At 73.2% G+C, this 21,694-nt stretch carries 17 protein-coding genes and 1 pseudogene; 11 read left to right on the forward strand and 7 right to left on the reverse strand.

The window, feature by feature from the left end:
• Positions 1-10: 10 nt before the first annotated feature.
• From ccrA to ACZ6IM_RS25125, 3 genes are all read right to left on the reverse strand, one after another.
• Positions 11-1,354: a crotonyl-CoA carboxylase/reductase gene (gene ccrA, locus ACZ6IM_RS25115; protein ID WP_052840560.1), complete on the reverse strand. Its 1,344-nt coding sequence runs from the start codon at positions 1,352-1,354 to the stop codon at positions 11-13.
• A 324-nt stretch (positions 1,355-1,678) separates the two neighbouring features.
• The gene (locus tag ACZ6IM_RS25120; RefSeq protein ID WP_052840602.1) at positions 1,679-2,494 is read right to left on the reverse strand and encodes a TetR family transcriptional regulator; all 816 of its coding nucleotides are present in this window, start codon (positions 2,492-2,494) and stop codon (positions 1,679-1,681) included.
• 136 nt (positions 2,495-2,630) lie between these two features.
• On the reverse strand, positions 2,631-4,436 hold the full coding sequence (locus tag ACZ6IM_RS25125) for a 3-hydroxyacyl-CoA dehydrogenase family protein (RefSeq protein WP_469559215.1): 1,806 nt from the start codon (positions 4,434-4,436) through the stop codon (positions 2,631-2,633).
• A gap of 382 nt (positions 4,437-4,818) precedes the next feature.
• Between ACZ6IM_RS25125 and ACZ6IM_RS25130 the strand changes: the two genes are divergently transcribed.
• A complete protein-coding gene (locus ACZ6IM_RS25130) occupies positions 4,819-5,412 on the forward strand; it encodes an adenylosuccinate lyase (protein ID WP_052840558.1) in 594 nt (197 codons plus the stop codon).
• Positions 5,413-5,444: 32 nt separating this feature from the next.
• On the opposite strand, the gene ACZ6IM_RS25135 is transcribed toward ACZ6IM_RS25130, so the two are convergent.
• The 4 genes from ACZ6IM_RS25135 to ACZ6IM_RS25150 all read right to left on the reverse strand — a co-directional run bounded on the left by ACZ6IM_RS25135 (position 5,445) and on the right by ACZ6IM_RS25150 (position 9,288).
• Positions 5,445-5,984, reverse strand: coding sequence for a GNAT family N-acetyltransferase (locus ACZ6IM_RS25135; protein ID WP_469559217.1), 540 nt, complete (start codon positions 5,982-5,984; stop codon positions 5,445-5,447).
• Positions 5,981-6,379: a RidA family protein gene (locus ACZ6IM_RS25140; RefSeq protein WP_052840556.1), complete on the reverse strand. Its 399-nt coding sequence runs from the start codon at positions 6,377-6,379 to the stop codon at positions 5,981-5,983. Before ACZ6IM_RS25140 ends, ACZ6IM_RS25135 begins: the two co-directional genes overlap by 4 nt.
• A 60-nt stretch (positions 6,380-6,439) precedes the next feature.
• The gene (locus tag ACZ6IM_RS25145; RefSeq protein WP_052840555.1) at positions 6,440-8,038 is read right to left on the reverse strand and encodes an alpha/beta hydrolase; all 1,599 of its coding nucleotides are present in this window, start codon (positions 8,036-8,038) and stop codon (positions 6,440-6,442) included.
• 203 nt (positions 8,039-8,241) lie between these two features.
• Positions 8,242-9,288, reverse strand: coding sequence for an Rv2578c family radical SAM protein (locus ACZ6IM_RS25150; protein WP_469559222.1), 1,047 nt, complete (start codon positions 9,286-9,288; stop codon positions 8,242-8,244).
• Positions 9,289-9,447: 159 nt separating this feature from the next.
• Here ACZ6IM_RS25150 and ACZ6IM_RS25155 point away from each other — a divergent pair, with 159 nt between their 5' ends.
• The 10 genes and pseudogenes from ACZ6IM_RS25155 (at position 9,448) to ACZ6IM_RS25200 (ending at position 21,686) form a co-directional block, all read left to right on the forward strand.
• Positions 9,448-9,891, forward strand: a complete 444-nt coding sequence (locus tag ACZ6IM_RS25155; protein WP_052840553.1) for an SRPBCC family protein — start codon at positions 9,448-9,450, stop codon at positions 9,889-9,891.
• Between the two features lie 150 nt (positions 9,892-10,041).
• Entirely contained in the window at positions 10,042-12,489 is a 2,448-nt protein-coding gene (locus tag ACZ6IM_RS25160) for an MFS transporter (protein WP_052840552.1), read from the forward strand.
• Between the two features lie 146 nt (positions 12,490-12,635).
• Complete coding sequence (locus tag ACZ6IM_RS25165; protein WP_469559226.1) at positions 12,636-15,119, forward strand: ATP-binding SpoIIE family protein phosphatase; 2,484 nt, start codon at positions 12,636-12,638, stop codon at positions 15,117-15,119.
• Positions 15,120-15,366: 247 nt separating this feature from the next.
• A complete protein-coding gene (locus tag ACZ6IM_RS25170; protein WP_052840550.1) occupies positions 15,367-16,089 on the forward strand; it encodes a class I SAM-dependent methyltransferase in 723 nt (240 codons plus the stop codon).
• A gap of 10 nt (positions 16,090-16,099) precedes the next feature.
• A pseudogene (locus ACZ6IM_RS25175) lies at positions 16,100-16,225 on the forward strand (NUDIX hydrolase); the annotation flags it as partial.
• A gap of 92 nt (positions 16,226-16,317) precedes the next feature.
• Entirely contained in the window at positions 16,318-16,470 is a 153-nt protein-coding gene (locus ACZ6IM_RS25180) for a hypothetical protein (protein ID WP_469559508.1), read from the forward strand.
• A gap of 115 nt (positions 16,471-16,585) precedes the next feature.
• The gene (locus ACZ6IM_RS25185; protein ID WP_469559230.1) at positions 16,586-17,419 is read left to right on the forward strand and encodes a M55 family metallopeptidase; all 834 of its coding nucleotides are present in this window, start codon (positions 16,586-16,588) and stop codon (positions 17,417-17,419) included.
• Positions 17,412-18,737 carry a M20/M25/M40 family metallo-hydrolase gene (locus tag ACZ6IM_RS25190; RefSeq protein WP_469559232.1) on the forward strand — a complete coding sequence of 442 codons (1,326 nt, stop codon included), beginning with the start codon at positions 17,412-17,414 and terminating at the stop codon, positions 18,735-18,737. The genes ACZ6IM_RS25185 and ACZ6IM_RS25190 overlap by 8 nt, the downstream gene beginning before the upstream one ends.
• Before the next feature lie 55 nt (positions 18,738-18,792).
• The gene (locus tag ACZ6IM_RS25195) at positions 18,793-20,748 is read left to right on the forward strand and encodes a S9 family peptidase (protein WP_469559235.1); all 1,956 of its coding nucleotides are present in this window, start codon (positions 18,793-18,795) and stop codon (positions 20,746-20,748) included.
• A gap of 5 nt (positions 20,749-20,753) precedes the next feature.
• Complete coding sequence (locus tag ACZ6IM_RS25200) at positions 20,754-21,686, forward strand: S66 peptidase family protein (RefSeq protein WP_469559493.1); 933 nt, start codon at positions 20,754-20,756, stop codon at positions 21,684-21,686.
• The last annotated feature ends 8 nt before the right edge of the window (positions 21,687-21,694 follow it).

Consider the following 21,694-nt stretch of genomic DNA (forward strand, 5'->3'; position numbering starts at 1 on the left):
CCGGCGCTCCTCAGACGTTCCGGAAGCGGTTGATGGCGTCGAGGTGCTGCGCGCGCTTGTCCTGGTCGCGCACGCCCAGGCCCTCCTCGGGCGCCAGGCACAGCACGCCGACCTTGCCCTGGTGGAGGTTGCGGTGGACGTCGTAGGCGGCCTGGCCGGTGTCCTGGAGGGAGTACACCTTGGAGAGCGTCGGGTGGATCTTGCCCTTGGCGATGAGGCGGTTGGCCTCCCAGGCCTCGCGGTAGTTGGCGAAGTGGGAGCCGATGATGCGCTTCAGGGACATCCACAGGTAGCGGTTGTCGTACTCGTGCATGTAGCCCGAGGTCGAGGCGCAGGTGGTGATGGTGCCGCCCTTGCGGGTGACGAAGACGGAGGCGCCGAAGGTCTCCCGGCCGGGGTGCTCGAAGACGATGTCGATGTCCTCGCCGCCGGTGAGTTCGCGGATGCGCTTGCCGAAGCGCTTCCACTCCTTCGGGTCCTGGGTGTTCTCGTCCTTCCAGAACCTGTAGCCCTCGGCGCTGCGGTCGATGATCGCGTCGGCGCCCATCGCCCTGCAGATGTCGGCCTTCTGCTCGCTGGAGACGACACAGATCGGGTTGGCGCCGCCGGCGAGGGCGAACTGGGTGGCGTAGGAGCCGAGTCCGCCGCTGGCGCCCCAGATGAGCACGTTGTCGCCCTGCTTCATGCCGGCGCCGTTGCGGGAGACGAGCTGCCGGTAGGCGGTGGAGTTGACCAGGCCGGGAGCGGCTGCCTCCTCCCAGCTGAGGTGACCGGGCTTCGGCATCAGCTGGTTGGACTTGACCAGCGCGATCTCGGCGAGGCCGCCGAAGTTGGTCTCGAAGCCCCAGATGCGCTGCTCGGGGTCGAGCATCGTGTCGTTGTGGCCGTCGGACGACTCCAGCTCGACGGAGAGGCAGTGCGCGACGACCTCGTCGCCCGGCTGCCAGGCGTTGACGCCCGGGCCGGTGCGCAGGACGACGCCGGCCAGGTCGGAGCCGATGACGTGGTACGGCAGGTCGTGGCGCCTGGCCAGCTCGCTGACCCTGCCGTAGCGCTCCAGGAACCCGAAGGTGGACAGCGGCTCGAAGATCGAGGTCCACACCGAGTTGTAGTTGACCGAGGAGGCCATGACGGCCACCAGGGCCTCGCCGGGGCCCAGCTCGGGCACCGGCACGTCGTCCAGGTGGATCGACTTGCGGGGGTCCTTGTCGCGGGTCTCCAGTCCCGCGAACATCTCCGTCTCGTCCTTGTGCACGGTGATCGCGCGGTACGACTCGGGGAGCGGCAGTGCGGCGATGTCGGCCGGCGTGGAGTCGGGCGACTGGATCGCGTCCAGGATGTCCTTCACGGTCACGGTGTTGCCTCCGGCGGTGAGCGCCCTGAGGGAGGGGCGCTGAGGGTTGCGTCGGTGGTGCTGAGGTGAGGGTGTGTGCCTGTGACGCAGGCGTTCGGACGCGCAGGGGATGAGGTGCGGGGACAGCCCGAACACCTTCAACGTATGACACCGCGTGTCACCCCGCAAGGCACTGAGTGCCAGAAACTGTTCTCAGATGAATTCTTTACGCGACAGATGAGCGATGATCGATCGAATCATCTCGCGCCGGAGGTGAAAAAGGGGCGTCGACATGCAAAAACGGCCACCCGGTGGGTGGCCGTCGTCACAGTGCGGAAAGGGCGGTCAGCGCTCCTTGAGGGCCTGCTCGATGGTGCGCATGACCTCGTGCAGCGGCGCGTCGGTGCGCGCCACCGTCACGAGCACCTCGCCCCGCACGGAGGCGGAGGAGGCGGCCGGCCGGCCGGTGGAGGCCGTGGTGCGTCCCGCCCCGATGCCCGTGCCGAAGGTCTTCCGCACGATCGCGAAGGCGTGGTCCAGCTCCGCCTCCACGTCACCCTGCCCGTCGGCCCGCAGCCAGCGCCGCAGCACGTGGTTGTGCGCGGTGACCACGGCGGACGCCGCGACCTCCGCGAGCAGCGGGTCGTCGTTGGCGTCGTCGTCGTGCGCGTGCTCGTCGAAGTGGCCCAGCAGGTAGCGGGTGAACAGACGCTCGTAACGGGCCACCGACGCGATCTCCGCCTCGCGCAGGGTGGGCACCTCACGCGTCAGCTTGTAGCGGGCGACCGAGATCTCCGGCCGGGCCGCGTACATCTTCATGACTTCCTTGATGCCGCGGCACACCGTGTCGAGCGGATGCTCGTGCGCGGGCGCCGCGTTGAGCACCGCCTCGGCGCGCACCAGGGTGTCGTCGTGGTCCGGGAAGATCGCCTCTTCCTTGGAGCGGAAGTGGCGGAAGAAGGTGCGGCGGGCGACCCCGGCCTGCGCCGCGATCTCGTCGACGGTGGTCGCCTCGTACCCCTTGGTCGCGAACAGCTCCATCGCCGCGGCCGCCAGCTCCCGGCGCATTTTGAGCCGCTGGGCGGCGGCTCGGCTGCCGGCCGCGCTCTCCGGCGCGTCGGACGTGGCTGAGGTACGTGAGGACTTGGCGGGCTGGGACATGACCCGAACGTACTGCATGCGGGCGCAATCATGCGCGTGACCGGGGCTTCCCCCGCCCGCGCGGGGCGGGGGAGACCCGGCCGGACCCAGCAGCCCGCCCCAGTCCTCCTCGGGCCGGAACCAGTCGTCCGGCCGCTCAGCGGCGGGCATGCTCGCGGAAACCGCGTCCCGTCTTGCGGCCGAGGCAGCCCGCGGCCACCAGGTGCTCGAGAAGCGGTGCGGGGGCCAGCCCCGGGTCGCGGAACTCCTGGTGCAGCACCTTCTCGATGGCCAGCGACACGTCGAGTCCGACCACGTCGAGCAGCTCGAACGGGCCCATCGGGTAGCCGCCGCCCAGCTTCATCGCCGCGTCGATGTCGTCGAGCGTCGCGTAGTGCTCCTGCACCATCTTGACGGCGTTGTTCAGGTACGGGAACAGCAGCGCGTTCACGATGAACCCGGCCCGGTCGCCGCAGTCCACGGCGTGCTTGCGCACCTTGGCGCAGACCTCGTGGACGGTGGCGTGCACGTCGTCGGCGGTCAGCACGGTGCGGACCACCTCGACCAGCTTCATCGCCGGGGCCGGGTTGAAGAAGTGCATGCCGATCACGTCCTGCGGGCGCGAGGTGGCACGGGCGCAGGCCACGACCGGCAGCGAGGACGTGGTGGTGGCCAGCACCGCGCCGGGCTTGCAGACCTTGTCCAGCGTGCCGAACAGCTGCCGCTTCACCTCCAGGTCCTCGGCGACGGCCTCCACGGCCAGGTCGACGTCGGCGAAGTCGTCGTACGTGCCCGTCGGTGTGATCAGCTCCAGCGTCCGCGCGGCCGCCTCGGCGGTCATACGTCCCTTGTCGACCGACCGGGACAGGGACTTGCCGATCCGGGCCTTGGCCGTCTGCGCCTTCTCCGCGCTGCGGGCGGCCAGCACCACCTCGTAGCCGGCCTTGGCGAACACCTCCGCGATGCCGGACGCCATGGTGCCCGAACCGGCCACGCCCACCGCGCGGACCGGACGCCCGGCGACCGCGGTGCCGCCCTCGCCCGGGGTCAGCGCGTCCGGCACCACGACCGCGCTGCCGGGCGCCTCATAGGTGTAGAAGCCGCGCCCCGCCTTGCGCCCCGTCAGGCCCGCCTCGCTGAGCTGCCTGAGGATCGGCGCGGGGGCGTGCAGACGGTCCCGGGAGGCGGCGTACATGGCCTCCAGGACCGTGCGCGCGGTGTCCACGCCCACCAGGTCGAGCAGCGCCAGCGGTCCCATGGGCAGGCCGCAGCCGAGGCGCATCGCGGCGTCGATGTCCTCGCGGGAGGCGTAGTTCGCCTCGTACATCGCCGCGGCCTGGTTGAGGTAGCCGAACAGCAGCCCGTCCGCGACGAAACCGGGCCGGTCCCCGACCGCGACCGGCTCCTTGCCGAGGTCCAGGGCCAGGTCCGTGACGGCCGTGACGGCGGCGGGCGCGGTCAGCACCGAGGAGACGACCTCGACCAGCCTCATCGCCGGGGCCGGGTTGAAGAAGTGCAGGCCGAGCACGCGCTCCGGGCGGGCCGAGTCCGCGGCCAGCCGCGTGACGGACAGCGCGTTGGTGCCGGTGGCCAGGATGGTCTGCGGGCGCACGATCCCGTCCAGCTCCCGGAAGACCCGCTGCTTGATCTCGTACGACTCCGGGACCACCTCGATCACCAGGTCGGCGTCGGCGGCGGCCCGCAGATCGGTGGAGGTGCGGACGCGGCCCAGGGCTGCGGCGCGCTCCTCCTCGGTCAGCCGCCCGCGCTCGACGGCACGGGCGGTGGAGGACTCCAGCGCGGCGACCGCCTTGACGGCCTGCGCCTCGCTGACGTCGATGCCGACGACCTCGCGGCCGGCCCCGGCCAGGACCTCGGCGATGCCGGTGCCCATCGTGCCGAGGCCGACGACGGCGATCGTCCGGAGCGGGGACAGAGGGGTGTCGGACAGGGGAGTGGCCATCGCGGGACTCCAGGAATGAGGGTGACGACGGGAACACGCCCGCGGATGCGCCGAGGGGGCGCACCGGGTGCGTGGAAGAGGAAGGAAGGGAGTGCGGGTGTCGCCGGGCGACTGGCGCACACGCCCGGTGCCGTCGCGGAGGGCGTGCACACGCCCGGCCGGCGGCCTTGACCGGCCCTGTCCCGGGGCCGGGTCCTGATGCGGTACCCGAGGTACCGGACCGACTGCCCTCCCGGTGGCTGCGTCACCAAACCACCGTGAGGAGTTGCTGCGGGTGGGTGACCCGCTCGTCTGAGGTTAACCCGCGGGTAACGAGCGCGCCAGCCCCCGGTGTTCGTGATGTACGTCCCACACCCCGTGTGACGCCCCTAACCTCGGTGTCATGGACGAAGAGTTGCGGGCGCTCACGGAGCGCTTACGGGCCGAGGCGGTGGCCTCGGGTGTTCCGGAGGCCACGACGGTGTACGACCGGCTCGTGGCGACGAAGGACCACGACGAGCTGGCCGCCGTGCTCACCGAGCCCGGACACCCGCTGTGGGCCCGGGAGCTGGCCGCCTTCCGGCTGGGTGCGGCGGGGGACCGGCGGGCCTTCGAATCGCTCGTGCTCCTGCTCAACCACCGCGACCCGCCGCGCTGCGCCTCGGCCGCCCACGCCCTGGCCCGCCTCGGCGACCCGCGCACCGCCCGCGCGGCCGCGGCCCTCGCCACCAACGAGCTGCGGGTCGCCTACGCCCTGCACCCGGTACGGCTGCTGGCCGAGCTGCGGGCTCCGGAGTCGGTGCCCGCGCTGATCACCACGCTGGAGCGGCGGCTGCGCCCGCACGACCCCTACCGGCGCGTCGCGCTCGCCTGCGTCGAGGGCCTCGGCGCCCTCGGCGACGAGCGCGCGGCCCCCGTCCTGAACGACGCCCTCGCCCACCCGGCGCTGGCCGAGGCGGCGGTGCGGGCGCTGGCGCGCATCCCGGGGCAGCGGTGAGTGGCGGCCGGTGAGGGAGCGGTGACGAGCCGTCAGCCGCCCAGCGCCCGCGCGTAGCGCACCTCGGGCACCGGGACGCCGTCCACCTCGGAGGACTCCTCGGCACCGTCGGGGCGGAAGCCCGCCCGCTCGTAGAAGCGCCGGGCGCGGGTGTTGCCCTTGAGCACCCACAGGAGCATGCGCCCGTGCCCGGCACTCTCGCACCGGCGCACCGACTCCCCGAGCAGGGCCCGCCCGGCGCCCGCGCCGAGCCGTGCGGTGTCGACGTAGAGGGCGTACAACTCGGCGTCCGCGGTGCGCGCCTCGCCGTCCCGGTAGGGACCGTGGCAGGCCCAGCCGACGACCTCGCCGCCCTCGTCCTCGGCGACCAGGTTCACCAGGTCCTCCGGGGCCCGGGCGAACAGGTCGCGACGCCGCTCGGCGTCGGCGGCGGGGTTCATCGCGTCGAGGTGCGGCTGCGGCATCAGGCCCCGGTAGGCGTGCTGCCAGCCCCGGACCCGGATCAGGGACACGCGGTCGCAGTCCGCGAGGACCATCTCCCGCACCCGCACGCGCGCCTGCGGACCGCTCACCGCGCCACGACCGCGAACGCCTCGATCTCCATGAGGAACTCCGGCCGGACCAGCGCGGCCACCTGCACGGCCGAGGCGGCCGGCAGCCGGTCGTCGGGTATGTGCTCGGCGCGGGCCGCGCGGACCGCGCCCATGTGGGCCATGTCCGTGACGAAGAAGGTCAGCTTCACCACGTCGTCGAAGGTCGCACCGGCCGCGGCGAGGCACCGGCGCAGGTTCTCGAAGACCTGGCGGGCCTGGGCCGCGGGGTCGCCCTCGCCGACCACCCTGCCGTCCTCGTCCAGCGCGAGCTGCCCCGAGACGGCCACGAACCGCCCGGTGCCGAGGACGACATGGGTGTACTGCGCGGCGGGCGCGACGCCCTCGGGGGCCGGGATCCTGGTCAGCTCACTCATGCGTCCATCGTGGACCACGGCACTGACAACGTCCCCGACGGGGTGTGGCGGACGGGACGGCTAGCCGCGGAAGCCGAGCAGCCCGTGCAGGGTGGAACCCCGCGAGGAGGTGGAAGCAGCCTTGGACTCCAGCGGCTTCGGGTCCGGCAGCGCCGGGCACACCGCGTCGGCCTCGCCACCGTCGCCGTGCGGCACGGTGCCGTCGGTGAGATAGGCGGCCAGGTGCCCGTCCAGGCAGTCGTTCCCGCTCAGCGTGATGCCGTGGTTCCCGCCGCCCTCCTCGACGACGAGGGCGGAGTCGCGCAGCAGCCGGTGCGCGGTGACGCCGCCCTCGTACGGGGTGGCCGCGTCGCCGGTCGCCTGGAACAGCAGGACCGGGGGCAGTTCGCCGTTGGCGACGTCCACCGGCTCCCGGGACGGTGTGGGCCAGAACGCGCACGGCGCGTTGTACCAGGCGTTGTTCCACACCAGGAAGGGCGCCTTCTCGTACAGGCCCCAGCTGTCGTCGCGCCACTCCTCCCAGTCCCGCGGCCAGCCGGCGTCGCGGCACTGCACCGCGGTGTAGACGCTGTAGCCGTTGTCCCCGGAGGCGTCCGGGGCCCCGAAGTTCTCGTAGGCCTCGACCAGCGGGCCGGTGTCCCCGTCGTTCACGTACGCGGCGAACGCCTCGGCCAGGTAGGGCCAGTAGCCGTTGTAGTACCCGCCCGGCATGTAGGTGTCCTCCAACTCGGAGGCACCGACCTTCCCGCCGGCGGGCCGCTTCGCCAGCGCCGCCCGCATCGCGTACCAGGCGGCCTCGACGCGTTCGGGGTCGGTGCCCAGGCCGTAGGCCCGGTCGTGCTCGGCGATCCAGGCCAGGAACGCGCGGTGGCGGTCGTTGAAGGCGAGGTCCTGGTTGAGGTTGGCCTCGTACCAGACGTCGTCCGGCCCGACGACGGAGTCCAGGACCAGCCGCCGCACCCGTTGCGGGTAGAGCTTGGCGTAGACGGCGCCCAGGTAGGTGCCGTAGGAGTAGCCGAAGTAGTTGAGTTTCTCGGCACCGAGCGCCGCGCGGATCGCGTCCACGTCCCGCGCGGCGTCGACCGTGCCGATGTGGGGCAGGACGTCCGCGTACTTGTCGCCGCAGGCGTCGGCGAAGGACTCGGCCCGCGTCAGGTTGGCCCGCTCGACGTCCGGCGTGGCCGGCACCGAGTCGGGCCGCACCGGGTCGAAGTGGCCCGGCAGGCAGTCCAGCGCGGGGGCGCTCTTTCCCACGCCGCGCGGGTCGAAGCCGATGACGTCGTACTGGGCGGCCACCTCCGCGGGCAGCGACGACGCCACGAACCCGGCGAGCGTCAGCCCGCTGCCGCCGGGGCCGCCGGGATTCACCAGCAGGGGGCCCTGGTAGGTCTTGGCGGTGTGCGGGACGCGCGACAGCGCCAGCGTGATCTGCCTCCCGCGCGGACGCGCGTGGTCCAGCGGCACCTTCAGGGACGCGCACTGGAGCGTCGGATAGTCCTCCGTGGCGCACTTCTTCCAGTGCGGGCCGGCGGCGGTCGTGGCGGGCGCGGGGCGCGTGGGCCGCGGTGCGCTCGCGTCGGCGGGCGCGGCGGGTACGGCGGTGACGGTCCCGGCGGCGATGACGGCGGCGCCGCACAGCACGGCTGCGCGTTGTCTCATGACGTTCTCCCAGGACTCCCAGGACGGAGAGGCTGCGGTCCGCGCGGGTCGCGGTCCTCGCCGGATGGTCCCGGGGAGCGGCTTGGGAAGAACGAGGCCTGTCGATACTTGACCCGATTGGGTCGGAAGATGCCCTCCAATGCTCTTGCTCGGACACTCCGGTGGGCTGGCGGCGCCGGGCGGGAGCGTGTGCTCGAAGGCCGTCAGATGAGGGAGAGCTGTACCGGCTCGGTGGCCGGGGGCTCGGCCGACCGCGAGTGCTCCGGCTCGGCGGTCCTTCGCGGCATCTCCGCGCGCGCGGGACCGATGCCGTACTCGCGCGCGAGATCGTGCACCTGGCGGGTGATCCGGCGCTGGTACCACGTCGGGGCGTAGGCGCCGTCCGCGTAGAGCCGTTCGTAGCGGCGGACCAGGTGCGGGTGGTGCCGGCCCAGCCAGTCCATGAACCACTCGCGGGCGCCCGGGCGCAGGTGCAGCACCAGGGGCGTCACCGAGGTGGCGCCCGCGGCGGCGATGGCGCGCACGGTGGCCCGCAGCTGGGCCGGCTCGTCGCCGAGGAAGGGGATGACCGGGGCCATCAGCACCCCGCAGCCGATGCCGTGCTCGCCGAGGGCCCGGACGACCTCCAGCCGGCGCTCCGGTGCCGGGGTGCCCGGCTCCACGGTGCGCCACAGGTCCGCGTCGGTGAAGCCGACCGAGACCGATATCCCCACGTCCGTCACCCGGGCGGCCCGGGTCAGCAGGTCCATATCGCGCAGGATCAGCGTGCCCTTGGTGAGGATCGAGAAGGGGTTCGCCCGCTCGGTGAGGGCCTCGATGATGCCCGGCATCAGCCGGTAGCGTCCCTCCGCGCGCTGGTAGCAGTCGACGTTGGTGCCCATCGCGACGTGCTCGCCCTGCCAGCGGCGCGAGGCCAGCTGGCGGCGCAGCAGCTCGGGCGCGTTCACCTTGACGACGATCTGGGAGTCGAAGCCGAGCCCCGTGTCGAGGTCCAGATAGCTGTGCGTCTTGCGCGCGAAGCAGTACACGCACGCGTGCGTGCAGCCCCGGTAGGGGTTCACCGTCCACTCGAACGGCATGCGCGAGGCCCCCGGCACCCGGTTCAGGATCGAGCGGGCGCGCACCTCGTGGAAGGTGATGCCGCGGAACTCGGGCGTGTCGAAGGTGCGGGTGACGACGGCGTCCGCACCGAACAGCGCGGTGTCCGCCGCCCGGGCGTGGTCGGAGTCCGTGAGGTTCTCCCAGCGCATTGAGGCCTCCTCGGTAGCACTGCCGACACAATAGAACACTTGTTCCCTTGATCGTGCGGGCCAGTCGTGCGGGGCCGCTTCGCGCCCCCCGATTTGGTGGCCGGGCGGCGGGGTGGTTGGCTTGCCCCGAACCCGAGAACCAGGCCCTGGAGGAACCCGATGGCGCAGGTCGAGGCGACGACGGAGCGGATCGTCGCAGCGGACGCGGAGACGGTGTTCGACACCCTCGCCGACTACAGCGGCACCCGCGAGAAGCTGCTGCCCGAGCACTTCAGCGAGTACGAGGTCCGGGAGGGCGGCGACGGCGAGGGCACCCTCGTGCACTGGAAGCTCCAGGCCACCAGCAAGCGCATCCGTGACTGCCTGCTGGAGGTCACCGAGCCGAGCGACGGCGAGCTGGTCGAGAAGGACCGCAACTCCTCCATGGTCACCACCTGGCGGGTCACCCCGGCGGGCGAGGGCAAGTCCCGGGTCGTCGTGCTCACCACCTGGCAGGGCGCGGGCGGCGTCGGCGGCTTCTTCGAGAAGACCTTCGCCCCCAAGGGCCTCGCCCGGATCTACGACGCGCTGCTCGCCAAGCTCGCCACCGAGGTCGAGAAGTAGCCAAAGAGCAGACACGGAGCGGCTGTTGGCCGCCTCACCGGTTCGAGTGATCTCCGCACGAACCCGCCGTACGTCCGTAACTCGTCGCACTTGTTCGCAGTTGTCGCCTCAGGCGGCAAATGTGAGCAGGTGTGACGAGGGGAGCGGTACGTGGGCGGGATCACTCTGGTGCAGGACCCGGTAAGGGGTCCCGCACAGGACGAACCGGTCGTCGCGGTCCAGCCACCCCCTGGGTCTCCCGTTGCGGAGCCGGACGGGGAGCGCGACGCCGGGCTGAGCCCGCGCCGGGTGCGGCTGGTCTTCGTCGGGCTGATGCTCGCGCTGCTGCTCGCCGCGCTGGAGCAGATGATCGTCGCCACGGCGCTGCCGAAGATCGTCGGTGAGCTGCACGGTCTGGACAAGATGTCCTGGGCGATCACCGCCTACTTGCTCACCTCCACCGTCGGCCTGCCGATCTACGGCAAGCTCGGCGACCTCTTCGGCCGCAAGGGCGTCTTCCAGTTCGCCATCCTGGTCTTCGTCGTCGGCTCCGCGCTCGCCGGACGCGCGCAGACCATGGACCAGCTGATCGCCTTCCGCGCGGTGCAGGGCGTCGGCGCGGGCGGCCTGATGATCGGCGTGCAGGCGATCATCGCGGACATCGTGCCGCCCCGCGAACGCGGCCGGTACATGGGCCTGATCGGCGCCGCCTTCGGACTCGCCTCGGTCGCCGGCCCGCTGCTCGGCGGCTACTTCACCGACCACCTCTCCTGGCGCTGGTGCTTCTACATCAACGTGCCCTTCGGCCTGGTCACCATGGCCGTCGTCGCCGTCGTCCTCAAGCTGCCCAGGCCGCGGGTCAAGCCCCGCCTGGACATCCTCGGCGCCCTGCTGCTCGCCGCCGCCTCCACCTGCCTGGTGCTGCTCACCAGCTGGGGCGGCACCGAGTACGCGTGGGGCTCGAAGGTCATCGTCGGCCTCGGCGCCGGAGCGGCCGCGGCCACCCTGCTCTTCCTGGTCGCCGAGCACTTCGCGCCCGAACCGCTGATCCCGCTGCGCCTGTTCCGGGACTCCATCTTCAACGTCACCGCCCTGGTCGGCCTCGTCGTCGGCGTCGCCCTGTTCGGCGCCGCCAGCTACCTGCCGACCTTCCTCCAGATGGTCGACGGCGCCAGCGCCACCGAGTCCGGCCTGCTGATGCTGCCGATGATGGGCGGCATCGTCGGTGCCTCGATCATCTCCGGCCAGCTCATCAGCCGCACCGGTCACTACCGGACCCACCCGATCCTCGGCAGCGCGCTGTCCGTCGCCGGCATGTGGCTGCTCTCCCGCCTCGACACCGACACGCCCCGGCTGCACTACAGCATCTGGATGGCCGTCCTCGGCGCCGGCATCGGCATGGTGATGCCGGTCCTGGTCCTCGCCGTCCAGAACTCGGTGCGCCCCACCGACCTGGGCACCGCCACCAGCGCCAACAACTACTTCCGGCAGATCGGCGGCAGCGTCGGAGCGGCCGTCTTCGGCACCCTCTTCGCGGGCCGGCTCACCGACGCCCTGGCCGACCGGATCCCCGCCGAGGCGGGGGCCGGACTCCCCGACGCCGAGGCCATCACGCCCCAGCTCGTCCACTCCCTGCCCCCGGCGCTGCGCGACGCCTACATCGGGGCGTACGCCGACGCCATGCCGCGGATCTTCCTCTACCTGGTGCCGGTGCTCGTCCTCGGGCTCCTCATCGCCCTCTTCCTCAAGGAGAAACCCCTGGTGTCCCACAACGCCCCCGTCACCGACCCGGAGACCGCGCAGCAGGCCCAGCACGCACAGCCGGCCGCCCAGGTCCCGCCCGCCCGGTCGCCCTACGCCGGCGGCATCCCGGTCTGCGGCACGGTGCAGCACCCCGACGGCACCGTCGTGCCCCGCGCGGCCCTCACCCTCATCGACGTCGGCGGACAGCAGATCGGCCGGGGCGCCAGCGGCGACGACGGACGGTACGCGCTGGCCACGCCCGGCTCCGGGGCCTACGTCCTGATCGCCGCGGCCGGCGGCCACCAGCCGCAGGCCGTCTCGGTGACGGTCGGCGAACGCCCGGTGGAACTGGACGTGGTCCTCGGCGGCGCCGGGCGCCTGGCCGGCAGCGTCGTGACCGCCGACGGCAGCCCCGTACGCGACGCGACCGTCACCCTCACCAACGTCCACGGCGAGGTCGTCGCCAGCACCCGCAGCGGCCGCGAGGGCGGCTACGTCATCACGGAGCTGGTGGCGGGCGAGTACACCCTCGCCGCCAGTGCCCCCGCCTTCCGCCCGGCCGCGCTGCCGGTCAGCGTCCAGGCCGCCCGGGAGACCCGGCAGGACGTCGAGCTGGCCGGCGGCGCCGTGCTGCGCGGCACCGTGCGGGCCAGTGGCGGACGGGTCGTGGAGGACGCGCGCGTGACGCTCCTCGACGCGGCGGGCAACGTGGTGGACACGCTGACCACCGGTCCCGACGGCACGTTCCGGTTCGTGGACCTGTCGTCCGGCGAGTACACCGTGATCGCGGCCGGATACCCGCCGGTCGCGACCGTGCTCCAGGTGGCCGGCGGCGGCCGCACCGAGCGCGACCTGCAGCTCGGGCACGAGGACTGAGACCGGCTCACCGGCGCGCGGGCGCGCGCCGGTGTGTTCGCGCGCCACCAATTCCCCCGTTGCCGCACATGGTCACCGGCCACCACCGTACGGTGGTGACGGCGACACAGATCTTGCGGAGCCGTGGGCAGAGAGGGCCTGACGCCATGGACCATGGCACCGAGCGGGACGCACCTCCCGGCCACCGCGCCGGGCCCGACACCGTGCCGGCCGACCCCGTCACGGGCCGTGTCCCGCTGGCCGTCGTCGTGGTGGACCGCGACGGGCTGGTCTCCCACTGGAGCCGAGGCGCACGACGGCTGTTCGGTCTGCCCAAGGAAGAGGCGATCGGCCGGCCCGCCCCCGACCTGCTGCCCGTATCGGGCGTGCTCCCCGGGGACGGGACGGGGGACGACCCCGGCTACGGCCCGTACCCGGACCACGACGGTCGCGGAACGGGCCTGGAGTCCCCCCTCGACGGGCGGCTGTCCTACCCGGCGGCGGGCCGCGCCCGGCTGACCGTGCCGGCCGGCGCCCGCGTCGACGTGCTCTGGTGGGCCTACCCCCTGGTGGGACCCGGGCCGGAGCGGCTGCTCGTGCTGGCCGCCGACGCGGAAGGGCTGCGGCGGGACTACGCCGACGGGAACACCGGGGCGCAGGTCGTCGAGCGGATCGCGCCCGGCTTCGCCTTGCACACCGACTTCCCCGGCGCCGACGAACTCGCCCGCCGCCTCCCCGAGATCCTGCCCAGCATGAGCGTCGGCGAGAGCGCCCGCATCGTCGCCCAGGTCCTCGAACTGGGCTATCCGATCCTGGAGTTCAGCCACAGCGACCGGGTGCCCGTCACCCCGGACTGGGGCGTGCCCCGGCGGGCCGAGCGCCGGGCGCGTCGCGAGCGGGCCGCGCGGGCACTGGCGGCCGGTGAGCCGGTGCCCGAGGAACTGCGCGACGAGGCCGAGGACCTGGAGTACGCGGCGGTCCGCGAACGCCTGGAGTTCCTCAACGAGGTCAGCGGCGCGATCGGCACCTCGCTCGACCTGGCACAGACCATCGTCGAGGTCAGCCGGGCGGTCGTCCCCCGCTTCACCGACGTCGCCGGCACCTATCTGCGCGAACAGGTCGTCGCGGGCGAGGGCTTCCCCGACGGCGTGCCGGACACCACCACCATGTGGCACCGGGTCGCCCTGGAGCACACCGACGAACCCGGCCGCTGGGACGACGTCGTACCCGTCGGCGAGGCCATGCCCTTCCCGGCGCACACCCCCTTCTTCCAGTGCATGACCAGCGGTGAGCCGGTGCTGGTGCCCCGCATCACCGAGGAGATGGGCCATGCCATCGCCTCCCAGTTCGAGAAGCGGGACATCCGCCCGCTCATCACGGGCCGCTCGATGCTGCTGGTGCCACTGAAGGCACGCAACGTCGTCCTCGGCTTCATGATCCTGCTCCGGCACCCGGAGCGCCCCGTCTTCAACGACATGGACCGCGTCACCGGCGCCGAACTCGCCGCCCGCGCGGGGCTCGTCCTCGACAACGCGCGCATGTACACCCACCAGGAGAACGTCGCCGAGACGCTCCAGGACAGCATGCTCCCGCGCATCCCCGCGCGCATGGCCGGCTGCGACATCGCCACCCGCTATCTGCCGGGCACGCTGCTCGGCCGGGTCGGCGGCGACTGGTTCGACTCGGTCAAGCTGCCGGGCGCCCGCACCGCCCTCGTCGTCGGCGACGTCATGGGCCACGGCCTGGGATCGGCTGCGATGATGGGCCAGTTGCGCACCGCCGTCCAGACCATGGCCGGCCTCGACCTGCCGCCCGCGCGGCTCCTGCGCAACCTCGACGACCTCGCCCAGCGGCTCGGTGACACCCACCTCGCGACCTGCCTGTACGCCGTGTACGACCCGGTCGCCGGTGAACTGCACCTCGCCAACGCCGGGCACATCCCGCCCGTCCTGGTCCGTGCCGCGGACGGCGCCAGCGAGCTGATCGATCTGCCCACGGGAGCGCCGATCGGCGTCGGCGGGGTGCCCTTCGAGTCGGTGCGCGTGCCGGTGGCGCCCGGCGACCGGCTGGTGATGTGCACCGACGGCCTGGTGGAGGTGCGCGGCGAGGACATCGGCGTCGGTCTCGCCACCCTCTGCGAGTCCGCCGCCCATCCGGCCGCGTCCATGGACGACGCCTGCGACACCATCATCCGCGCCCTGGGCACCCGCGGCGGCCGCAAGGACGACGTCGCCCTGCTGATGGCCCGGCTCACCGGCATCGAGTCCGACGCCGTCGCCGAATGGAGCCTCGCCCGCGACCCGGCCGAGGTGGGCCGCGCCCGCGCGGCCATCCGCGAGCAACTCCACGACTGGGGGCTGCCGAAGCTGGCGGACCCCGCGGAGCTGATGGTCAGCGAGCTCGTCACCAACGCCGTACGGCACTCCCACGCCCGCCCCGTCGAGCTGCGCCTGGTGCGGGCCGACACGCTGCTGTGCGAGGTGGACGACGACGACCACGACCTGCCGGCTCTGAAGGGCGCGGGTCCCGACGACGAGACCGGGCGCGGACTGCGCGTGGTCAGCACCCTCGCGCGCGCGTGGGGCGCCAGCCGCACCACCGCGGGCAAGACGGTGTGGTTCGAACTGACGCTGCCCGCCCGGTACCGCTAGCGAGGGCGCCGGGGCGCGGTCACCGTGCGCGCTCGGTTCGCGTACTGGGCGCTGTCGCGGCCGCGGGCCGCCTCACCGGGCCGACCTGCCGCAAGCTTGCCGGGTCGGCCCGGTGTCCGAATCGGCCCGGCGCGAACTACCCGTGAAGGAATGCGCCGGGCGCTTGTGGGTGTGCGCCGGGCGCGATACACCGTACGGACCCGTCGTCGTCGGCGGGTCGTACGTCGTCGCACCTGGGGAGACGGGCATGAGCGTGACGAGTCGGTACCGGGACGCCTGGGAGGGCTTCTGGAACGAGGCCTCCGGGGACCGGGGGGCGGTGTTCTGGGACGCGGAGCCGACGCTGACCGCCGGTCGCCACCTGGCCCACTTCGAGCCGCACCTGGCCGACGCCGCCCTGCCGCTGATCGACCTGGGCTGCGGCAACGGCACGCAGACCCGCTACTTCGCCGAACGCTTCCCGCACGTGGTCGGCGCCGACCTGTCCTCCGCCGCCCTGGCCCACGCCCGCCGCGCCGACCCGGCCGGACTCGCCGCGTACCGGCAGCTGGACGCCGCCGACAAGGCCGAGGCGGAGACGCTGCACGCGGAACTGGGCGACGCCAACGTCTACGTCCGGGGCGTCCTGCACCAGTGCGAACCCGACGACCGGCAGCCCCTGGCCGACGCCCTCGCCGCGCTCCTCGGCAACCGGGGCCGCGCCTTCCTGGTCGAGCCCTCCCAGGCGGCCAAGACCGTCCTGATGGGCCTGGCCCAGGGCCCCGACGGGCCGCCCGCCAAACTCGCCCCCGTCCTGCGCCACGGCCTGACCCCCGGCGCCGTCCCCGACGAGGCGGTGCCCGAGTACCTCCGCGCGGCAGGCCTCACCGTCCTGGCGAGCGGCGAACTTCCCCTCGTCACCACGGAGTACACGGCGGACGGCACCCGTATCGAGCTGCCGTCGACGTGGGTGGTGGCGGGCCCTGCCTAGCACCGGGGCTGTGGCATCGACGCACCGGCCCGCGTCCCGGTTCATCCGTCTGGACGCCGCCCGTCGCCTGCCGCTCCTGCGCTGGCGGGACCCGGTCGACGGGACCCACCTCTGGGAGCCACCCGGTGGCGGCATCGAGCCGGGCGGGCCGCCTCTGGCGGCGGCACGACGGGAACGGGCCGAGGAGACCGGGCCGTCGCCGAGTTCGCCGAGGAGCGGCCGCCGCTGGTGCGGACCGGCCTGCTCCCCGACGAGCGGGCCGCCCTGGACACGTACGCGTGGACGGCCTGGCGGGACCTGGGCCCCCTGGCGGACCCGGTCGAGCCGCCGCGGCCGGCGGCCGTCCTCGACGCCTTGGTGCCGCACGGTCCCTGGGGCTGACCGTCCCGGGAAAGCGCTGATGGTAGGCCGTACGGGGGTCCTTTAGTGGTCCAGACCACCGGTGGTTATCCACAGCCCTGGCAGAGGTGGCCGGGCAGCGCGTACGGTTCGGGCCATGAAGATCCTCATCAGTGCCGACATGGAAGGCGCCACCGGTGTCACCTGGCCGGCCGACGTGCTGCCGGGGACGCCGCAGTGGGAGCGGTGCCGGTCGATGTTCACCTCGGACGTGAACGCGGCGGTGCTCGGCTTCTTCGACGGCGGAGCCGACGAGGTGCTGGTCAACGAGGCGCACTGGAGCATGCGCAACCTCCTCCTGGAGCGGCTCGACGAGCGCACGGAGATGCTCACCGGGCGGCACAAGGCGCTGTCCATGGTGGAGGGCGTCCAGCACGGGGACGTGGACGGCATCGCGTTCATCGGATACCACGCGGGTGCCGGTATGGAGGGCGTCCTCGCGCACACCTACCTCGCCAACCAGCTCACCGGCGTCTGGCTCAACGACGTACGGGCCAGTGAGGGTCTGCTCAACGCGCACGTGGTCGCGGAGTACGGCGTGCCCGTGGTGCTGGTCACCGGGGACGACGTGGCCTGCGAGGACGCGCTCGGGTACGCGCCCGAGGCGCGCAAGGTCGCGGTCAAGGACCATGTGTCGCGGTACGCGGCCGTGTGCCGTACGCCGGCCAGGACCGCCGGCGACATCCGGGCCGCCGCCAAGGAGGCCACCGCGCTCGCGGTGCGGCACGAGCCCGTGAGCGGCGGTCCTTTCACCCTCGCCCTGGAGTTCGACGCCGAGCACCTGGCGGCGGCGGCGACCGTGGTGCCCGGGGTGGCACAGGTCGGGGAGCGGAAGGTGGCGTACACCCACGACACGATGTTCGAGGCGATCCGGACGTTCAAGGCGGTCACGACGATCGTCTCGGCGGCGGTGGAGGAGCAGTATGGCTGAGCACACGGACACCGACACGGGCGCGCAGGCGCTGGACGAGGTCGTCCGGTTCACCTCCGAGCTGATCCGGATCGACACCACCAACCGCGGCGGCGGCGACTGCCGGGAGCGGCCCGCCGCCGAGTACGCGGCCGCGCGGCTCGCCGAGGCCGGGATCGAGCCCACGCTCCTGGAGCGGACCGCGGGCCGTACCAACGTCGTGGCCCGCATCGAGGGCACCGACCCGTCGGCCGACGCGCTGCTGGTCCACGGTCACCTGGACGTCGTGCCCGCCGAGGCCGCCGACTGGAGCGTGCACCCGTTCTCCGGGGAGATCCGCGACGGCGTCGTCTGGGGACGCGGCGCCGTCGACATGAAGAACATGGACGCGATGATCCTCGCGGTCGCCCGCGACTGGGCCCGGCGGGGCGTGAGACCCCGGCGGGACGTGGTGATCGCGTTCACCGCGGACGAGGAGGCCAGCGCCGAGGACGGCTCCGGCTTCCTCGCCGACCGGCACGCCGCCCTGTTCGAGGGCTGCACCGAGGGCGTCAGCGAGTCCGGGGCGTTCACCTTCCATGACGGGGCCGGGCGGCAGTTCTACCCCATCGCCGCCGGTGAGCGCGGCACGGGCTGGCTCAAGCTCACCGCGCGCGGACGGGCCGGACACGGCTCCAAGGTGAACCGGGAGAACGCGGTCACCCACCTCGCCGCCGCGATCACCCGCATCGGCAACCACGAGTGGCCGCTGCGCCTGACCCCGACCGTGCGCGCGGCCCTGACCGAGATCGCCGCCGTCTACGGCATCGAGACCGACCTGAGCGACGTCGACGTCCTGCTCGACAAGCTCGGCGAGGCCGGCAAGCTGGTCGAGGCCACCGTCCGCAACAGCAGCAACCCGACCATGCTGAACGCCGGGTACAAGGTCAACGTCATCCCGGGAGAGGCCGTCGCCCACGTCGACGGGCGGTTCCTGCACGGCGCCGAGGACGAGTTCCGCAGCACCCTCGACCGGCTCACCGGGCCGGACGTGGACTGGGAGTTCGCCCACCGGGAGGTGGCGCTCCAGGCGCCGGTGGACTCGCCGACGTACGCCCGGATGCGCGCGGCGGTGGAGGAGTTCGCACCCGAGGGGCACGTCGTGCCGTACTGCATGTCCGGGGGCACCGACGCCAAGCAGTTCTCGCGGCTCGGCATCACCGGATACGGCTTCGCGCCGCTGAAGCTGCCCGAGGGCTTCGACTACCAGGCCCTCTTCCACGGCGTGGACGAACGGGTCCCGGTCGAGGCGCTGCACTTCGGCGTCCGTGTCCTGGACCGCTTCCTGCGCACGGCGTAAAGACCCGGGCACCGCCCGGACGAGCAAGTCAGCTGGAGGAGAAGTGGGGGAGTCAGTGCGGACTCTGTCGTACGGATCGTGGCCCTCGCCCGTCGACGCGGCCCTCGCCGCCGCGCACGACGGACGGCCCGACGACGTCGGCTTCGTCGGTGACGAGGTGTGGTGGACCGCGCCCCGGCCCACCGAGGGCGGGCGGCGCACCCTGGTGCGGCGGCACGCCGACGGCACCGAGGAGCCGGTGCTGCCGGCGCCGTGGAACGCGCGCAGCCGCGTCATCGAGTACGGCGGCCGTCCGTGGGGCGCGGCCACGACCGACGCCGGCCCGCTGGTGGTCTTCGTGAACTTCGCCGACCAGCGGCTGTACGCCTTCACCCCCGGCGGCGGCGAGCCGCGCCCGCTGACACCGCTGTCCGGGGTGGGCGGCGGGCTGCGCTGGATCGAGCCGGACCCGCGTCCCGAGCGCGGCGAGGTGTGGTGCGTCCTGGAGGAGTTCACCGGCGAGGGGCCCACCGACCTGCGCCGTGTGCCGGTGGCGGTGCCGCTGGACGGCTCCGCGGCCGACGACCGCGGCGCGGTCCGCGAACTCGCCCCGGAGCGGCACCGCTTCGTCACCGGGCCCCGGCTCTCGCCCGACGGGCGCCGCGCGGCCTGGCTCGCCTGGGACCACCCGCGCATGCCCTGGGACGGCACCGAGCTGATCGTCGCCGACGTCGGCCCCGAGGGCACCCTCCAGGACACCCGGACCGTCGCCGGAGGCCCCGAGGAGTCGATCGCCCAGGCGGACTGGGCCCCGGACGGCACCCTCCTGTACGCCTCCGACCGCACCGGCTGGTGGAACCTCTACCGCGACGGGCAGCCGCTGTGCGCCCGCGAGGAGGAGTTCGGCGGGCCGCTGTGGAAGCTCGGACAGCGCTGGTTCGCGCCCCTGGACAGCGGCCTGATCGCGGTCCTGCACGGCCGGGGCGCCGCCGTCCTCGGCATACTCGACCCCGAGACCGGCGAGGTCGTCGACGCGGCGGGCCCCTGGACCGAGTTCGCGCCCGCCCTCGCCGCACACGGGGAGAGGGTCGTCGGCATCGGCGCGAGCCCGCACAGCGGCTACGAGGTCGTCGAGCTGGACGCCCGCACCGGCCGCGCCCGGGTGATCGGCAATCCGCACGAGGACGCCACGGACCCGGCGTACTACCCGCGGCCGCTGATCCGCACCTTCACGGGCCCGGGCGGACGCGAGATCCACGCCCACCTCTACCCGCCGCACCACCCCGGCTGCCGTGCCCCGGACGGCGAGCTGCCGCCGTACGTCATCTGGGCGCACGGCGGCCCCACCAGCCGTTCCCCGCTCGTCCTCGACCTGGAGATCGCCTACTTCACCTCCCGCGGCATCGGCGTCGCCGAGGTCAACTACGGCGGTTCCAGCGGGCACGGCCGGGAGTACCGCAACCGGCTGCGCGAACAGTGGGGCGTCGTCGACGTCGAGGACTGCGCGGCCGTCGCCCTCGCCCTCGCCGAGGAGGGCACCGCCGACCCGGAGCGGCTCGCCGTGCGCGGCGGCAGCGCGGGCGGCTGGACGTCCGCGGCCTCCCTGGCCACCACCGACGTCTACGCCTGCGGCACGATCATCTACCCGATCCTCGACCTGACCGGCTGGGGGACCGGGGAGACCCACGACTTCGAGTCGCAGTACCTGGAGACCCTCATCGGCCCGTACGCCGAGGTCCCGGACCGCTACGCCGAGCGGTCGCCCGCGGAGCACGCCGAGCGCGTCACCGCCCCGTTCCTGCTGCTCCAGGGACTGGACGACGTGATCTGCCCGCCCGTGCAGTGCGAGCGGTTCCTCGACCGCATGGCGGGCCGCGGCGTACCGCACGCCTACCTGGCCTTCGAGGGCGAGGGACACGGATTCCGCCGCGCGGAGACCATGGTGCGTGCCCTGGAGGCCGAGCTCTCCCTCTACGCCCAGGTCTTCGGGCTGACCCCGCCCGGCGTCCCGGTCCTGGAGCTGACCCGGTGAGCCGGGTGCGGGAGCTGGTCCGCCCGGCCCGGCTCACCCCCGGCGCCCGGGTGGCCGTCGTCGCGCCCAGCGGGCCGGTGCCCGAGGAGCGGCTCCAGGCGGGCCTGGACGTGCTGCGAGGCTGGGACCTCGACCCGGTCGTGGCGCCGCACGTCCTGGACCGGCACGGCACCTTCGACTACCTCGCGGGCACCGACGCCGACCGGGCGGCCGACCTCCAGGCCGCCTGGTGCGACCCGGCCGTGGACGCGGTGCTGTGCGCCCGCGGCGGGTACGGCGTCCAGCGCATGGCCGACCTGCTCGACTGGGAGGCGATGCGCGCGGCCGGTCCCAAGGTGTTCGTCGGCTTCAGCGACATCACCGCACTGCACGAGGCGTTCGCCACCCGCCTCGGCCTGGTCACCCTGCACGGGCCGATGGCGGCCGGGATCGACTTCATCAAGAACACCCGGGCCCAGGAGCACCTGCGGGCCACCCTGTTCGACCCGGAGACGGTCCGTGTGATCGCATCCGGCGGCACACCGCTGGTGCCCGGCCGGGCCCGGGGCGTCACCCTGGGCGGCTGTCTCGCCCTGCTCGCCGCCGACCTGGGCACCCCGCACGCCCGGCCCTCCGCGCGCGGGGGGCTGCTGTGCCTGGAGGACGTGGGGGAGGAGACGCACCGCGTCGACCGCTACCTCACGCAGCTGCTCCGCGCCGGCTGGCTCGACGGGGTCGGCGGCGTGCTGCTCGGCTCATGGGTGGAGTGCGAGCCCTACGAACGGCTGCGCCCCCTGCTGGCCGACCGGCTCGGCGGGCTCGGCGTGCCGGTCGTCGAGGACTTCGGGTTCGGGCACTGCGAGGGGGCGCTCACCATCCCGTTCGGCATACCGGCGGAACTCGACGCTGACGCGGGCACCTTGACCCTGGAGGCGCCCGCGCTGAGCCGGCCGTCGTAGGCTGGCCC

It is taken from the genome of Streptomyces sp. NPDC042336, assembly GCF_055581985.1.

What these genes read in the sequence shown, in the direction of transcription:
- ACZ6IM_RS25130 (WP_052840558.1), top strand. Translation starts at nt 4,819, where the DNA reads ATGGACGAAGAGTTGCGGGCGCTCACGGAGCGCTTACGGGCCGAGGCG.
- ACZ6IM_RS25190 (WP_469559232.1), top strand. Translation starts at nt 17,412, where the DNA reads ATGGCTGAGCACACGGACACCGACACGGGCGCGCAGGCGCTGGACGAG.
- ACZ6IM_RS25120 (WP_052840602.1), bottom strand. Translation starts at nt 2,494, where the DNA reads ATGTCCCAGCCCGCCAAGTCCTCACGTACCTCAGCCACGTCCGACGCG.
- ACZ6IM_RS25185 (WP_469559230.1), top strand. Translation starts at nt 16,586, where the DNA reads ATGAAGATCCTCATCAGTGCCGACATGGAAGGCGCCACCGGTGTCACC.
- ACZ6IM_RS25145 (WP_052840555.1), bottom strand. Translation starts at nt 8,038, where the DNA reads ATGAGACAACGCGCAGCCGTGCTGTGCGGCGCCGCCGTCATCGCCGCC.
- ACZ6IM_RS25165 (WP_469559226.1), top strand. Translation starts at nt 12,636, where the DNA reads ATGGACCATGGCACCGAGCGGGACGCACCTCCCGGCCACCGCGCCGGG.
- ACZ6IM_RS25155 (WP_052840553.1), top strand. Translation starts at nt 9,448, where the DNA reads ATGGCGCAGGTCGAGGCGACGACGGAGCGGATCGTCGCAGCGGACGCG.
- ACZ6IM_RS25150 (WP_469559222.1), bottom strand. Translation starts at nt 9,288, where the DNA reads ATGCGCTGGGAGAACCTCACGGACTCCGACCACGCCCGGGCGGCGGAC.
- ACZ6IM_RS25125 (WP_469559215.1), bottom strand. Translation starts at nt 4,436, where the DNA reads ATGGCCACTCCCCTGTCCGACACCCCTCTGTCCCCGCTCCGGACGATC.
- ACZ6IM_RS25170 (WP_052840550.1), top strand. Translation starts at nt 15,367, where the DNA reads ATGAGCGTGACGAGTCGGTACCGGGACGCCTGGGAGGGCTTCTGGAAC.
- ACZ6IM_RS25140 (WP_052840556.1), bottom strand. Translation starts at nt 6,379, where the DNA reads ATGAGTGAGCTGACCAGGATCCCGGCCCCCGAGGGCGTCGCGCCCGCC.